This window comes from Achromobacter denitrificans NBRC 15125, from assembly GCF_001571365.1.
Lineage (GTDB): Bacteria > Pseudomonadota > Gammaproteobacteria > Burkholderiales > Burkholderiaceae_B > Achromobacter > Achromobacter denitrificans.
The window spans coordinates 1-14676 of the sequence record NZ_BCTQ01000003.1 but is presented as its reverse complement, the minus strand read 5'-3'; the positions used below and the strand labels follow the sequence as shown (position 1 = coordinate 14676).

The following is a 14676-nucleotide window of genomic DNA, read 5'->3' as shown; positions in this document are numbered from 1 at the left end:
ATAGATGAATCATGGAGGGATAGCCTATGCAATGGACGCTGGACCAACTGCGTCAATTCGCCGCCGCGGCCGAGGCCGGATCGTTCTCGGCGGCCGGGCGCCGCCTGGGCCGGGCGCAGTCCGCGATCAGCACCTCGGTGGGCCTGCTGGAAGCGGATCTGGGCGTGGAGCTGTTCGACCGGTCGCGGCGCAACGCCACCCTGACCCCCGCCGGCGAGGTCATGCTGCAGGAGGCCCGCGAACTGCTGCGGCAGGCCGGCGCGCTGGAGCAGCGCGCCTTGGCCTTCGCCGCCGGGCGCGAGGCGCGCCTCTCCATCGCCCTGGATGAAGGCTTGCCCTACCTGGTGGCGGACCAACTGCTCAAGGAACTGGCCGAGCGCTATCCGGCGCTGGAACTCACCCAGCTCAACGGGACCGCCACGGAAGTCGCGGGCTACGTGGAGCAGGGCCGCGCCAGCCTGGCCTTCCAATTCGACCGCGGCGATCCCGGCAGCGCCTTCGCGCACCGCCATCTGGGCAATGTGGCCCAGGGCATCTTCGTCGCCCAGGGCCACCCGCTGGCGGCGCTGGCCGAAGTCGGGCGCAACGACCTGGCGCGGCATCGCCAACTGCTCATGCAGATGGACGGCGTGGAGCAGGTCGTGCTGAGCCCGTCGGTATGGCGGGCCGATAGCAGTTACAACATCGCCGCCATGGCGGCCCACGGCGTGGGCTGGGCCATCCTGCCGCTGAATATTGGCGAATACGAAGGCTTCAGCAACCAGCTCGTCAGCGTGCGCTGCGCGGACCTGTTCCTGCCCATGCTGTCCGTGCGCACGCTTTGGCTGCAGGGCGGCAGCCTGAGCGAGACGGAGCAGTGGCTGCAGCAGCGGATGGGCCAGCTGCTGCGGGCAGGGGCGCCCGCCCCGGCCGGCGGGGCCGGCGTCAACTGAGCAGCGCGGTCACCAGATCGCCGCGGGCCTGGCCGCCGCTCTTGAAGTTCAGCGTCGTCTGCACGTGCTCCAGATGCGCGTCCATCAGCGCGCAGGCGCGCTCCGCGTCGCCCCGACGGGCGGCCTCGATGAAGTCGCGATGCTCCCGCGAGGAGCAGCTGGCGTCGTGCGAACTCTGGTACAGCATCGTGATGACCGCGCTGCGAGCGGACAGCTCGCGCAGCATCCCCGTGAGCACCGAATTGCCCACCGTCTCGGCCAGCAGGATGTGGAAGTGCCCAAGCAGCCGGTTGCGTTCCTGCACGTCGCCGTTCTCCAGCGCCCGGGTTTCCTCGGCCAGATGCGCGTCGATGCGGCGATAGTCGGCCGCCGTGGCGCGCGCCACGAACTCGCGCGCCAGGGCCGCTTCCAGGATGCGCCGCACGGCATAGACCTCGCGCGCCTCGTTCGCGTCCGGCTTGCTCACGAATGCGCCCTTGTCCGGCACGATGTTGATCAGCTTGTCCTTGGACAGCATCAGCAGCGCGGCGCGGATCTTGGTCCGGCTGACCTGGTACACCCCCGCCAGCGCCTCCTCGCGCAGCCGCGTGCCCGGCGGCAGTTTGTGCGCGACGATGGCGGCCGCGATTTCCTTGGCGATATCGTCGGCGCTGGGGTCGGGGCGGGCTTCCTGGGGCATGGGGGAACCGGGGTAAAGGGAAAAATCGAGCCGGTCAGTCTAGCAAAAGGCGGCAAGTTCGAGGCTTGGGCTACTTCGCCGGCCGGGCGAACCTTTTCACCATGAAGTCCACGAAAGTCGTGAGCTTGGGCAGGGCTTTGCGATCCTTCGGATACAGCAGCGAGATCGGCCGGGGGGCGGGCCAGACGGCTTGCAGGATCGGAACCAGGCGGCCGGCGTGGACGTCCTCGGCCAGCAGCAACTCCGGCTGCAGCACGATGCCGAATCCGGCCAGCGCCGCCTGCCGCAGCGCCTGGCCGTTGTTCGACACGAAGCGCCCGGCCGGATAGGCGGCGCCGCCCGCTTCCGAATTCAGAAGCCAGCTGGCGCGGCGGTTCCAGTAGGAAAAATCCAGGCATTGATGGCGCGCCAGGTCGCCGGCGGTTTGGGGCGTGCCGTGGCGTTCCAGATAGGCCGGCGCCGCGCAGATGATCATCTGGTAACGCCCGATCCTGCGCGCCACCAGCCCCGAGTCGGCGGGCTCGCCGATGCGCACCGCCAGGTCGTAGCGCGAGGCCACCACGTCTTCGACGGCGTCGCTCAAGGCCAGGTCCACGCTGACGTCGGGATACACGGCCAGATAGTCGGCGATAGCCGGGGCCAGCGCGAACGACCCGAAAGTCACGGTAGACGTGATGCGCAGATGGCCGCGCGGGGCCGCGAGCATGGCTTCGGCGCCTTGTTCCGCGTCGCGGATGTCCGAGAGGATCACCTTGCAGCGCGCGAAATAGGCCTGGCCGGCTTCGGTCAGGCTCTGGCGTCGCGTCGTCCGGTTCATGAGCCTCAGGCCCAGTCGCGTTTCCAGCCCCTTGATGTGCTTGGCCGCCATGCCGGGAGACATGTCGTGGCGGGCCGCCGCCGCGGTCAGGCTGCCCAGTTCGACAACCGCCACGAAGACTTCCATGCTGAGCAAGCGGTCCATGAATTGCGCACCCTGAGTGTGGAATGATCCCACCATTTTAGGATTTTTCCCGGGTCCTCCCTTGGTCAGAATGCGTTCAGGCGCTGGCGGTGTCGCGGGCGCATTCCCCTACACAGACGAATTGGAGTTCCCCATGAAAATCATCCTGATCGGCGCCACTGGCACCGTAGGCCGCGCGGTCGCCCTGGAACTGGGCCAGCGCCATGACATCATCGCCGTGGGCAAATCCCGGGGCGAGCATCAGGTCGACGTGACCCGCAGCGACAGCATCCGCGCCCTGTTCGAGCGCGTGGGCAAGGTCGACGCCATCGTCTCCACCACGGGGAGCCTGCATTTCGGGCCGCTCGCGGAAATGACGGCCGAGCAGTTCAAGATCGGCCTGCACGACAAGCTGCTGGGCCAGGTGGACCTGGCGCTGATCGGCCAGCATTACGTCAATGACGGCGGGTCCATCACCCTCACCAGCGGCATCGTCAGCGATGAACCCATCCGCTACGGCGCCAACGCGTCCGCGGTCAATATGGCGATCGATGGGTTCGTGCGCGGCGCCGCCGTGGAGCTGCGCGGCATCCGCATCAATTCGGTCAGCCCGACGGTGCTGACGGAATCGCTGGACAGCTACGGCCCGTACTTCCTGGGCTTTGAATCGGCGCCGGCCAGCCGCGTCGCGGCGGCCTATAGCCGCAGCGTGGAAGGCGCGCAGACCGGACGCGTATTCCGGGTGTGGTGATTCCCGCCGCGCCAGGCTGGCTCCGCCGGTCCGAAGTCGATGCTAGACCCGTTGTCAAAATGGCACACCCGACGTCATAGTGTGCAAAAAAAAGTGATTATCCGAAATTTTGATGAGAATATTTACACCAATCACACGTCCGGACTAGGACGTTTGGCGTAGGTATCGAAGTCTATCGTCGTTACCCCCGGTTGCCCCGGGGTCTGGTTTGAGCGTCCCGGCCTGCTGCCCGGACGTCATCACGGAGACGAATCGGATGGCACACCACGCAAGTCCTCCCAAGCCCCTGTTCTCCCGCTCGATGGGCGCGGCCATGTCGCTGGCCGCCACCACGGCCTGGGGCGCCAATTACGCGCCGTTCACCGTACCCGCGGGCACCACGTTCACGCTGAACGGCGGCGACAGCGTCACGGGCACGGGTTCGAGCTCGGCGATCCGCGTCGGCGGCGCCACGCTGAACTTCGGACCCGGCAACATCGCCATCGGCAATGTGGACCTGGGTGTCTTCGCCACGAACGGGCCGGCGGCCAACATCAATTTCCAGACCGGCACCAACGTCACCATCACGACGGTGACGACCACGGGCCTGGGGCTCCAATCGACCGTGAACTCCCAGGCGAGTTTTACGCTGGCGCCGAGCTCCTCGGTGACGATCCGCGGGTACCAGGGCGTGAACCTGGGCCACACGCCGTTCGGCACGGCGAGCCAGCTGCGTATCGGCAATGGCGCGACCCTCAAGATCGAGGCCGCGCCCGCGGGCGGCAATCCCTGGCCCAAGGGGGTCATGACCAGCAACAACACCGCCATTACGCTGGATGCGGGCGGCGTGCTGGACGTGCAGACGACCGGCGGATCGTATGCGCGCGGCGTCGAACTGGGCTACAGCCTGACCTACCCGGACTCGTTCCTGCGCCGATTCACCTCGGGGCCGGGCTCGACGCTGCGGATCAGCACCACCGGGCAGAGCTCTGACGGTTTCTACATGCTGGGCGTGGGCGAAGCGGTGATAGAGGGCTCGACCGATATCCACACCACGGGCCAGGGCAGCAGCGGCATTCTGCTGCACCGTTACGTCAGCCCGACCAACCATCTGGTCGTGGCGCCCCAGGGCGGGTCCACCGCGCGCATCCTGACCGAGGGCGCGGACGCCTACGGCGTCTGGGGCATCAACGGGTCCCGCGCCGAGCTGTCCGATCTGCGGGTCGAGACTCGCGGCACGGATGCGGCAGGTCTATATGCCTATACGGGCAGCGGCGAGCCGGCCACCGTCGTTCAGGCCCTGCGCAACACCGTCGTCACCAGCGGGCAGGGCGGGTTCGGGATCCTCGCGGAAGGCGTGGCCAGCAACGTGGTGTTCGATGCCGGCTCGGTGCAGACGTCCGGCGCCGCCGCCCATGGCGTCGTCGTGGCCGGCACTTCAAGCTACGCGGCCACGGGCAGCGCCGTCGGGGTGAGCGGAGCGGGGTCCATCGGCCTGCTGCTGACGAGCGACACGGGCACGCAGAGCGCAGTCATCAACGGCGGCAGCATCGCCAGCACGGCCGGGACGGCCGTCGGCGTCGACGGTGGCGTGGCGAACATCCAATTGAACGGCGCGACGGTCCAGGGCGCGACCAACTGGCTGCAGGTAGCCAGTTCCGGCACCCTGCTGAGCAGCAGGACCCGCACGCTGCGCGGGCTGGACCCCAGCCTGGCGCCCGACGCGGGCAATCCCGGCGGCATCAATGCCCCCGGCGTGCTCGCCGGCTCTCCCGCCACGGCCAATGTGACGGCGCGCAACGCGGTCTTGACGGGCGCGGCGGTCACGGAGGCGGGCAGCACCTCGAACGTGACGCTGGTGGATTCGACCTGGACGATGACCGGCAATTCCAACATCACCAACCTGGTCAACGATCCCAGCCTGATCGACTTCACGCCGCCGCAAGGCGGGGCATACAAGACGCTGACGGTGCGCAACTACAGCGGGGATGGCGTCATTGCGCTCAATACCTACCTGGGCGACGACAGCTCGCCATCGGACAAACTGGTCGTTGACGGCGGCAGCGCCAGCGGCGCTTCGCAACTGCGCATCAAGAACACGGGCGGGCCGGGCGCGCTGACGACGGCCAGCGGGATACAGGTGGTCGAGGTCGTCAACGGCGGCGTGTCGGGATCCAGCGCGTTCGCGCTGGCCGGCCGCGCGGTGGCGGGCCCGTATGAGTACCGTCTGTACCAGGGCTCGGCGGCCGCGCCCGCCGACCAGAGCTGGTATCTGCGTTCCCAGAAACAGCCGGATCCGCCTCCGGTGCCGCCGGATCCTCCCATCCCGCCGAATCCCCCCGTGCCGCCGGTGCCGGGGCCCGATCCAGAGCCGTTGTACCGCCCCGAAGTCGCGGCCTATCTCGCGAACCAGCGCCTGGTCGGGCAGATGTTCGTGCACAGCATGCACGACCGCCTGGGCGAGCCGCAGTTCATCGAGGGCCAGCAGTTTCAATCGGAGGACAGCAAGCGCCGGGCGCTCTGGCTGCGGGCCGTGGGCAAGTGGGAAGGCTCGCACAGCCGGGACGGCAACTTCGACGTCAGCACCGACATGTTCCTGCTGCAAGGCGGCGGCGACGTGGCGCAATGGAAGCTGTTCTCGGAAACCGACCGCCTGCATCTCGGCGCGATGCTGGGTTATGGCAGCGCCGACAGCACGGCCCGCGCCGACGGCAACCCCTACAAGGCCAAGGGCAAGGTGCAAGGCTACAGCGCGGGTGTCTACGGCACCTGGTTCCAGAACGACGAGAGCAAGCTTGGCGCCTATGTGGACACCTGGTTCCAGTACGGCTGGTACAACAACCGGGTAATGGGCACCGATCTGCCGCGGGTGGACTACGATTCCCGCGCTTGGGCGGTGTCCGCCGAGACGGGCTACGCCTTCAAGCTGCGCGGCGACTGGATACTCGAACCCCAGGCTCAGATCATTTACGTGAGTTCGGACACGGACAGCCTGACCGAAGCCAACGGCACCCGGGTGGACAGCGCAGATTCGCACGGCACCATCACGCGGCTGGGCGTGCGCACCCACACCACCTACGACCTGGGGAATGGCCGCAAGGCGCAGCCGTTCGCGACGCTGAACTGGTGGCACAGCAACACCGGCAGTTCGGTGTCGTTCAATCAGCTGTCCGTCGGCGATCTCTATCCGGAAGACCGCTATGAATTGAAGCTGGGCGTGCACGCCGATTTCAACAAGGGCTGGACGGGCTGGGTCAACGTGGCCGGATCCTGGGGCGCGCAGAGCTATCACCAATATGCCGGCAGGATAGGCGTCAAGTACACCTGGTGAGGCCGCCCAGGCGCAGGGCATCGAGCCCGCGCCGCGCGGTCCCTGGGCGGCGCGGAGGCTGGGCGCTCAGTCCTTGGCCATCAGTCCCAGGTATTCGATCAGCCCCTTTTCCTTGATGTAGGTGGCCTGGGCCCATTCCTTGTAGTCCTGGCTGTTGCGGTAGGCGGGCTCCTGGTTCAGCTGCTTCATGACGTCCATGCTGGCGGGGTCGAACAGCGCCTTCTTGAAGGCATCGTGCAGCGTCTTTACGACCGCGGGGTCCATGCCCTTGGGGCCAGCCAGGCCGTAGGGCGAGGTGGACACGACCTTGTAGCCGAGTTCCTGCGCGGTGGGCACGTCGGGCCAGCGGGTGGTGCGCTTTTCGCCGAAGGTGACGAGCAGGCGCATCTTGCCCGAGTCCACGAACTGGTCCCAGCCGGTGGCGTCGCTTTGCGCCATGACGTGGCCGCCCAGCAGCGCCTGCTGCATGTCCGCGTTGCCCTTGAACGGCACGTGGTTCAGCTTGACCTTGGCGTTGATGGCGATTTCCTCGATCAGCAGGTGCGGGGACGAGCCCACGCCGGTGGAGCCGTAGTCGATGGTGCCGGGCGCCTTGCGCGCGGCCTCGATGTATTCGTTGAAGGTCTTGTACGGAGAATCGGCGCGGACGGTGAAGCCGAAGGTGTAGCCCGACAGCCCCAGGATGAAGCTGAAGTCGTTGATCGGGTCCCAGCTGCTTTTCTGCATGTAGGGCATGCGCAGCATGGCCAGGGTGTACAGGGAGATGGTGTAGCCGTCGGGCTTGGCGGTCTTGGCCATGGTGGCGGGGCCCAGGGTGCCGCCGGCGCCGGGCCGGTTTTCCACGATGACGGGCTGGCCCAGGTATTTGGAGGCGTCCTGCGCCACGATGCGCATGTGGCGGTCGGTGGACCCGCCGGCCGGGAAAGGCACGATCACCGTGATGGGCTTGGAGGGAAAGGCGCTTTGCGCGGTGGCGGCCAAGGGCAGGGCGGCGCCGGCCATCGAGAGCAGCAAGGCGCCCAGGCAGGCGCGCCGCAGGGGCTGGTGGGTCATGGGGTTGTCTCCTGTGGTGTTGTTGTGTGTGGGGGGACTGCTCAGTCGCGCAAGGCGATCTTTATCGGCAACCGGGCCAGGGCGTCGCGCAGGCGGGCTTTCAGCGCCGCCGGGGCGCGGGCGTCGGCCAGGACGGCCACGTCGGGCTGCGCGTCGGCCCGCACGCGGAACAGCGCGCCGTCGTCGGTCAGGCCCGCTTCCCGCAAGACGCGCTCCACCACGGCCTGCACCGAGACGGCGGCGGCCAGGCGGCGCAGGTCCGGCTTGTAGATCTTGCCCACGTTGGTCATGGGCATGCTGTCGAGCACGATGACGCGCTTGGGGCGCGCCGGGCTTTCGTCCACGTGTTCGGCGGCGTAGGCCAGCAGTTCCGCCTCCTGGACCTGGGCGCCTTCGGCCAGCGTGACGAAGGCGATGGGCAGTTCGCCGGCGTAGGCGTCGGGCGCGCCGACCGCCGCGCAGAGCCGTACGGCGGGGTGCGAGGCGAGGGCGTCCTCGATGGTCTTGGGGTCGATGTTGTGGCCGCTGCGGATGATCAGGTCCTTGGCGCGGCCTTGCAGGTGCAGGCGGCCCTCCGGGTCCAGGTAGCCGACGTCGCCGCTGATCAGCCAGCCGTCCTCGGTGAAGGCGCGCGCCGTGTCTTCGGCGTCGAGGAAACCGGGGATGACGTTGGGCGCCTTGAACAGCACCATGCCGGGCACGCCGGCGGGCAGGTCGCGGGCGGGCGTGCCGGCCGGCATGTCCAGGCCGACGATGCGGATCCGCACGTAGGGCAGCGGATAGCCCACGCAGCCCACCGGGAATTCGCAGCCCGGGGGCGAGATGGTCGAGATGCCGGCCATTTCCGTCATGCCCAGGCTTTCATTGACGTGCAGCCCGAACAGGCGCTTGAAGCGCGCGGCCAGCTCGGCAGGCAAGGGCGCCGCGCCGGTGCGGCAGTAGCGCAGCGACGAGATGTCGGCGCCGGCCAGCGGAATCTCCGCCAGCGCCGCGAGGATGGTGGGCACGCCTTGCAGCGAGGTGGCGCGGTGGTGTTCGACCAGGCGCCAGTAATTGCGCAGCACGTCGCGGTTGCGCAGCAGCAGGGTGGTGGGGATGACGGTCTCCACGCCGGCCGACAGGGCCGCCAGCGAGGCCGGCAGCACGCCCGCCACGTGGAACAGCGGATAGCCGTTGATGACCACGTCGCCGGGCCCGGCGTTCTGCAGTTGCACCGCGGCCCAGGCGCTGAAGACCTGGTTGGCGTGGGTGTGGATGGCGAGCTTGGGCGCGCCGGTGGTGCCGCCGGTGTGGAAATACGCGGCCACGTCGCCGCCCTGGATGTCGCGGCCGCTGACGAGGCGGTCCGCCGGCTGCGCGGCGCGCGCGGCGTTGAAGTCCAGCGCGTCGTCCGGCAGCGCGGGGCGTTCGGACGCCGGCTCGCCCAGCGGCGCCACGCGCAGCAGCATGCGCAGCGTGGGCACGCGTTCGCGCAGGCGCAGCGCCTTGGACCAGGAGCCGCATTCCACGTCCGACCCGTAGGCGATCAGCACCTTGGCGCGGGCCGCGTTCATGAGGGAGGCGAGCTTGTCCTCGGCCAGCAGGGGGTTGAGCGGCTGGACGATGCCCGCCGCCTCGCCGCCCCACAGCGCCAGGTGGTATTCCAGGCAGCCCGGCAGCAGCACGCCCACCGCGTCGTCCGGACCCACGCCCAGGCTGTGCAGCAGATTGGCCGTCCGGTGGATGCCGGCCAGCAGTTCGCGGTAGCTCCAGCGCACGGGCTCGTCGCCGGGGTCGGCGCTGCGCAGGAAGGTCAGCGCGGTCTTGTCGCCGAAGGCCGCGGCCGAGTTGCGGAAGATCTCGTAGGTGCTGCGCACCGTCAGCGTCTCGGCGAGCGGGCGGGCCGCCAGCCGGCGCACGTCGTCGGCGGTGCGCACCGGGAACGGGGCCGCGAAGGGCGGCGACAGCGGCGGGGCGGTCAGGGCCTGCGTCATGTCCGTCGTCCTCCGTCTATCGCCGTCCCAGCGCGATGTAGCGGCGCAGGTGATGGTCTTCGTCGCCCAGCTGGTGGTCGATCATGACCAGGCGCTTGGCATAGTGCGCCAGCGGCAGTTCCCAGGTCATGCCGATGCCGCCGTGCAGCTGGATGCTCTCTTCGGCCACCAGCGTGCCGATGCGGCCGATGGTGTATTTGGCGGCGGACAGGGCGCGCTCGCGCGTGGCGCGGTCGGGGTGGTCCAGCGCCGCCGCCGCGTTGATCACCGCCGAACGCGCCTGTTCGATTTCCAGCAGCACGTCCGCCATGCGGTGCTGCAGGGCCTGGAAGCTGCCGAGGGGCACGCCGAACTGGCGGCGCGTGCGCAGGTATTCCAGGGTGGCGTCGCGCGCGCAATCCATGGCGCCCACGGCCTCGGCGCACAGGGCCAGGATGCCGCGGCCGACGGCGCGCTCCAGCACCGGGTAGGCGGCGCCGGCCTCGCCCAGCAGCGCTTGGGGCGGGAGCTGGACGCCGTCCAGCGTCAGTTCGGCCGCGCGGCCGCCGTCGATCAGGCCGTAGCCGCGCAGCGTCAGGCCGGGCGTGCCGGCGCTCACCAGGAACAGGCTGATGCCGGCTTCGTCGCCCGGCGCGCCGGCGCCGCGGGCCGAGACCAGGAACAGGTCCGCGTGCTCGCCGGCCGCCACCACCGCCTTGGCGCCGTTCAGCACCCAGCCGCCGGGGCCTTGTTCGGCGCGGGTGCCGACCTCGGCCAATGCATAGCCGGAATCGGGTTCGGCATGCGCCAGCGAGACGGTGAGGGCGCCCGCGATCAGAGCCTCCAGGGTTTCGCGCTGGGCGGGCGAGCCGGCCTCGGCAATGGCGCTGCCCGCCATCAGGGCGTCCAGGAAGGGCTCGACGGCCAGGCCGCGGCCCAGCGCCTCGAACACCACGGAAATGTCGAAGCCGGTTCCGCCCAGCCCGCCGTCAGCCTCCTTGAAGAGCGCGCCGATGGCGCCGAGTTCGGCGTAGCGCTGCCAGAGTTCGAGGCTGTAGCCGCGTTCCGAGCGCGCGTGGCGGTCGCGCGCGGCGAAACCGCTTTGCTCGGCGACGAATCGGCGCAGCATGTCCGACAGCATGCGGCGGTCTTCGGTATGTTCAAAGTTCATGGCCAGCCCTCACAGCCCGAGGATCATCTTGGAGATGATGTTCTTCTGGATTTCATTGGAGCCGCCGAAGATCGACAGCTTGCGTTGGTTGAAGTACTGCGCCGCGGCGCTCTCGGCGCCTTCGGGGCCGATGGCCGGGCCGCCGTAGCCTTCGTGCAGGGCTTCGGGCACGAAGGGGCGCGCATACGGGCCCATGGCGCGGCGGTTCAGCGCGCTGATCTCCTGCCGTATCTGGGTGCCGCGTATCTTCAGCATCGAGCTTTCCGCGCCCGGCGCGCCGCCGCCGGCAACGGCGGCCACCACGCGCAGATTGGTGGTGCGCATATTGGCCAGTTCGATCTCCACGCGCGCCAGGCGGGCGGCGAAGTCGGGGTCTTCGGCCAGCGGCCGGCCGTTCCGGCGCTGGCTCGCGGCCACCGTCCTCAGGCGCGCCAGCGCCGCCGTCGATTGTCCGACGCCGGCGATGTTGGTGCGCTCGTAGGTCAGCAGGTACTTGGCGCAGGTCCAGCCGCGGTTCTCTTCGCCCACCAGGTTGGCCGCCGGCACCCGCACGTCGGAGAAGAACACTTCGTTGACTTCGTGCTCGCCGTCCAGGGTGATGATGGGGCGGACTTCCACGCCCGGGCTTTGCATGTCGACCAGCAGGAAGCTGATGCCCTCCTGGCGGCGGCCTTCCTGCGAGGTGCGCACCAGGCAGAAAATCATGTTGGCGTGCTGGCCCAGCGTGGTCCAGGTTTTCTGGCCGTTGACGATGTAGCTGTCGCCGTCGCGCACGGCGGTGGTCTTCACGGAGGCCAGGTCGGAGCCGGCGCCCGGCTCGGAATAGCCCTGGCACCACCAGTCGCTGCCGTCCAGGATGCGCGGCAGCCAATGGCGCCGCTGCGCTTCGGTGCCGTACTTGATCAGCACCGGGCCCAGCATGCTCAAGCCGAAGGGGACGATGCGCGGCGCGCCGGCCAGCGCGCATTCCTCGTCGAAAATGTACTTCTCGACCGTGCTCCAGCCGGTGCCGCCGTATTCCACCGGCCAGTGGCTGGCCAGCCAGCCGCGGCGGTTCAGGATGGCATGCCATTCGACCATGTCGGCGCGCGCCAGCAGCTTGCCCTGGACGACCAGGGCCGACAGGCGCTCGGGCAGCTGCTCGGCCAGGAAGGTCCGCACTTCATCGCGGAAGGCGTTTTCCTCGGGGGTGAACTCCAGATCCATGGGGATTCCTCAATAGATTTCAAACAGTCCGGCCGCGCCCATGCCGCCGCCCACGCACATCGTCACGACGGCATAGCGGGCGCCGCGGCGGCGGCCTTCGATCAGCACGTGGCCGGCGAGCCGGGCGCCGGTGACGCCGAAGGGATGGCCCAGCGCGATGGCGCCGCCGTCCACGTTCAGGCGGTCCATCGGGATGCCGAGCTTCTCCTGGCAGTACAGGGCCTGGGAGGCGAAGGCCTCGTTCAGTTCCCAGAGGTCGATGTCCTGCACGCTCAGGCCGTGACGGGCCAGCAGCCTGGGCACCGCGTAGACCGGCCCGATGCCCATTTCGTCGGGCTCGCAGCCGGCCACCGCCAGGCCGCGGAACGCGCCCAGCGGCTCGATGCCGGCGCGTTGCGCCTGCGCGGCTTCCATCAGCACGCAGGCCGCCGCGCCGTCCGACAGTTGCGAGGCGTTGCCGGCCGTGACGAACTGGCCGGCCCCGCGCACCGGCGCCAGCTCGGCCAGGGCCTCGTAGCGCGTGCCGGGGCGGTTGCAGGTGTCCCGATCCACCGTCACTTCGCGTTCGCTGACCGCGCCGGTCGCGCGGTCGGTGACCGACATCGTGGTGGTGACGGGGATGATCTCGTCGCGGTAGCGGCCGGCGGCCTGCGCGGCCTCGGCGCGCGCCTGGCTCTGCGCGGCGTAGCGGTCCTGGGCTTCGCGGCTGATGCCGTAGCGCGCCGCGACGATGTCGGCGGTTTCGATCATGGGCAGGTAGAGATCGGGCTTGTTGGCCACGATCCACGGGTCCATGCCGCTCACGCCGTCGTCGCGGGTGCGGATCTGCGACACCAGTTCCACGCCGCCCGCGATCATGGCCGGCGCGCCGTCCATCACGATGCGGCTGGCGGCCGAGGCGATGGCTTGCAGGCCCGACGCGCAATAGCGATTGATGGTGGCGCCGCCGACGCTGACGGGCAGGCCGGCGCGGATCACGGCCTGGCGGCCGATGTTGCGGCCGGTGGCGCCCTCGGGGTAGCCGCAGCCGAGGATGGCATCCTCGATCAGCGCGGGGTCCACGCCGGCGCGCTCGACCGCGGCGCGCACGGCGTGCGCGGCCAGCGTGGGGCCGGCGATCAGGTTGAATTCGCCGCGCCCGGCCTTGGTGATGGGCGTGCGGGCGGTGGAGACGATGACGGCTTCGCGCATGGAGTGACCTGTCGTAAAGGGGAATCAGGCAGCCCGGTTGAGGCTGGCGAAATCGCGGCCGGCCTCGGCCAGCTCGACGAGCAGCGGGGAGGGCGTCCAGAAGGCGGGATCCTCGCGGGCGTACTCGCGCAGGTCCGCCAGGATGCGCGGCAGGCCGACGCTGTCGGCGTAGTGCATCGGCCCGCCGCGGTGGCGCGGAAAGCCGTAACCGGCCACGGCCACCACGTCGATGTCGGACGGGCGCAGCGCGATGCCCTGGCGCAGCACGTTGGCCGCTTCGTTGATCATGGCGGCCAGGTAGCGGCGCTGGATCTCTTCCGGCGGGAAGGGGCGCGGGGTCACTGCGGCGCGGCGCCGCTCGGCGTCGATGATGGCGAGCACTTCGGGATCCTGCCGGCCCTGGCGGGCGCCGTCGGGGTAGAGGTAATAGCCGCGGCCCGTCTTCTGGCCGAACCAGCCGCGTTCGCACAGGCGGTCGGCGATCTGCACGTAGCGCTGCGCGGGGTCGCGGGTGGGGGCGCGGCGCTTGCGCGTGGCCCAGCCGATATCGCCGCCGGCGAGGTCCATCATCTGGTAGGGGCCCATGGGGTAGCCGAATTCGCGCACCGCGGCATCGATGTCGTAGGGCGAGGCGCCGTCTTCCATCATCAGGTCCGCCGCCTGCCGGTACGCGGCCAGGATGCGGTTGCCGATGAAGCCGTCGCACACGCCCGCGCGCACCGGGATCTTGCGCAGCCGGCGCGCGAAGTCGAAGCCCGTGGCGACCGTGTCGGGCGCGGTCTGCCTGCCCACCACCACTTCCAGCAGTTTCATCACGTTGGCCGGCGAGAAGAAGTGCAGGCCCAGCACGTCGGCCGGGCCGCGCGTGGCGGCCGCGATCCGGTCCACGTCCAGGTAGGAGGTATTGGTGGCGAGCACGGCGCCCGGCTTGGCCACGCGGTCCAGCTGCGCGAAGACCGCGAGCTTGGCGTCCATGTCCTCGAACACCGCCTCGATGATGAGGTCGGCGTCGGCCAGGGCCTCGTAGCCGGTCGAGCCGGTGAAGCGAGCCAGGCGCTCGGCGCGCTCGTCGGTGCTCATCCTGCCCTTGCCGACCAGCAGGTCGTACACCTGCGCGACGCGGGCGCGGCCGCGCTCCAGCGCGGCGTCGTCCTGTTCCACCATGGCCACCGGCAGCCCGGCGTCCAGCACCGCCACGGCGATGCCCGCGCCCATGGTGCCGCCGCCCACGATGCCTACGCGCTCCACCCGGCGCGGCCGCGCCTGCTTCAGTTCCGGGATCTTGGCGGCCTCGCGTTCCGCGAAGAAGGCATGCACCAGCCCGGCGCGCTGCGGGCTGTCCAGGCACTGGAGGAACAGCGCGCGTTCGGTGCGCAGGCCTTCGTCGAAGGGCTGTTCGATGGCGGCGCGCACGGCTTCCACGATCCTGGCGGGCGAGTAGAGACCGCGGGCCGTCTGGGCCAGGCGGCCCGCGGCCGCCTCGACGGCGGC

General features: G+C 69.6%; 11 protein-coding genes. 3 read left to right on the top strand and 8 right to left on the bottom strand.

The features are described 5' to 3' along the window. Positions 1-26 precede the first annotated feature (26 nt). On the top strand, positions 27-932 hold the full coding sequence (locus ADE01S_RS03820; RefSeq protein WP_062680140.1) for a LysR family transcriptional regulator: 906 nt from the start codon (positions 27-29) through the stop codon (positions 930-932). On the opposite strand, the gene ADE01S_RS03815 is transcribed toward ADE01S_RS03820, so the two are convergent. Continuing rightward, the gene (locus tag ADE01S_RS03815; RefSeq protein WP_062680139.1) at positions 925-1611 is read right to left on the bottom strand and encodes a GntR family transcriptional regulator; all 687 of its coding nucleotides are present in this window, start codon (positions 1609-1611) and stop codon (positions 925-927) included. The two genes, ADE01S_RS03820 and ADE01S_RS03815, sit on opposite strands and share 8 nt — an antisense overlap. Before the next feature lie 70 nt (positions 1612-1681). After that, positions 1682-2572, bottom strand: a complete 891-nt coding sequence (locus tag ADE01S_RS03810; protein ID WP_062680317.1) for a LysR family transcriptional regulator — start codon at positions 2570-2572, stop codon at positions 1682-1684. Between the two features lie 133 nt (positions 2573-2705). Between ADE01S_RS03810 and ADE01S_RS03805 the strand changes: the two genes are divergently transcribed. Beyond that, positions 2706-3302 (top strand): short chain dehydrogenase, encoded by a 597-nt coding sequence (locus ADE01S_RS03805; protein WP_062680138.1) that lies wholly within the window; start codon positions 2706-2708, stop codon positions 3300-3302. Positions 3303-3558: 256 nt separating this feature from the next. Beyond that, entirely contained in the window at positions 3559-6612 is a 3054-nt protein-coding gene (locus ADE01S_RS03800; protein WP_075873490.1) for an autotransporter family protein, read from the top strand. A 66-nt stretch (positions 6613-6678) separates the two neighbouring features. Here ADE01S_RS03800 and ADE01S_RS03795 read toward each other — a convergent pair whose 3' ends face one another. The 6 genes from ADE01S_RS03795 to ADE01S_RS03770 all read right to left on the bottom strand — a co-directional run. Continuing rightward, positions 6679-7665, bottom strand: a complete 987-nt coding sequence (locus ADE01S_RS03795) for a tripartite tricarboxylate transporter substrate binding protein (RefSeq protein ID WP_062680136.1) — start codon at positions 7663-7665, stop codon at positions 6679-6681. A gap of 41 nt (positions 7666-7706) precedes the next feature. After that, positions 7707-9638: an acyl-CoA synthetase gene (locus ADE01S_RS03790; RefSeq protein WP_062680135.1), complete on the bottom strand. Its 1932-nt coding sequence runs from the start codon at positions 9636-9638 to the stop codon at positions 7707-7709. 16 nt (positions 9639-9654) lie between these two features. Next, complete coding sequence (locus ADE01S_RS03785; RefSeq protein WP_062680134.1) at positions 9655-10788, bottom strand: acyl-CoA dehydrogenase family protein; 1134 nt, start codon at positions 10786-10788, stop codon at positions 9655-9657. A 9-nt stretch (positions 10789-10797) separates the two neighbouring features. Continuing rightward, positions 10798-11994 carry an acyl-CoA dehydrogenase family protein gene (locus ADE01S_RS03780; RefSeq protein ID WP_062680133.1) on the bottom strand — a complete coding sequence of 399 codons (1197 nt, stop codon included), beginning with the start codon at positions 11992-11994 and terminating at the stop codon, positions 10798-10800. A 9-nt stretch (positions 11995-12003) separates the two neighbouring features. Continuing rightward, on the bottom strand, positions 12004-13185 hold the full coding sequence (locus ADE01S_RS03775) for an acetyl-CoA C-acyltransferase (protein WP_062680132.1): 1182 nt from the start codon (positions 13183-13185) through the stop codon (positions 12004-12006). A 24-nt stretch (positions 13186-13209) separates the two neighbouring features. Then, positions 13210-14676: 3-hydroxyacyl-CoA dehydrogenase (locus tag ADE01S_RS03770; RefSeq protein ID WP_062680131.1), on the bottom strand; the 1467-nt coding region annotated here is incomplete at its 5' end.

Bases quoted from the DNA above. Each gene is read 5' to 3' on its own strand.
- ADE01S_RS03820 (WP_062680140.1), top strand. From the start codon at position 27: ATGCAATGGACGCTGGACCAACTGCGTCAATTCGCCGCCGCGGCCGAG.
- ADE01S_RS03815 (WP_062680139.1), bottom strand. From the start codon at position 1,611: ATGCCCCAGGAAGCCCGCCCCGACCCCAGCGCCGACGATATCGCCAAG.
- ADE01S_RS03810 (WP_062680317.1), bottom strand. From the start codon at position 2,572: ATGGACCGCTTGCTCAGCATGGAAGTCTTCGTGGCGGTTGTCGAACTG.
- ADE01S_RS03805 (WP_062680138.1), top strand. From the start codon at position 2,706: ATGAAAATCATCCTGATCGGCGCCACTGGCACCGTAGGCCGCGCGGTC.
- ADE01S_RS03800 (WP_075873490.1), top strand. From the start codon at position 3,559: ATGGCACACCACGCAAGTCCTCCCAAGCCCCTGTTCTCCCGCTCGATG.
- ADE01S_RS03795 (WP_062680136.1), bottom strand. From the start codon at position 7,665: ATGACCCACCAGCCCCTGCGGCGCGCCTGCCTGGGCGCCTTGCTGCTC.
- ADE01S_RS03790 (WP_062680135.1), bottom strand. From the start codon at position 9,638: ATGACGCAGGCCCTGACCGCCCCGCCGCTGTCGCCGCCCTTCGCGGCC.
- ADE01S_RS03785 (WP_062680134.1), bottom strand. From the start codon at position 10,788: ATGAACTTTGAACATACCGAAGACCGCCGCATGCTGTCGGACATGCTG.
- ADE01S_RS03780 (WP_062680133.1), bottom strand. From the start codon at position 11,994: ATGGATCTGGAGTTCACCCCCGAGGAAAACGCCTTCCGCGATGAAGTG.
- ADE01S_RS03775 (WP_062680132.1), bottom strand. From the start codon at position 13,185: ATGCGCGAAGCCGTCATCGTCTCCACCGCCCGCACGCCCATCACCAAG.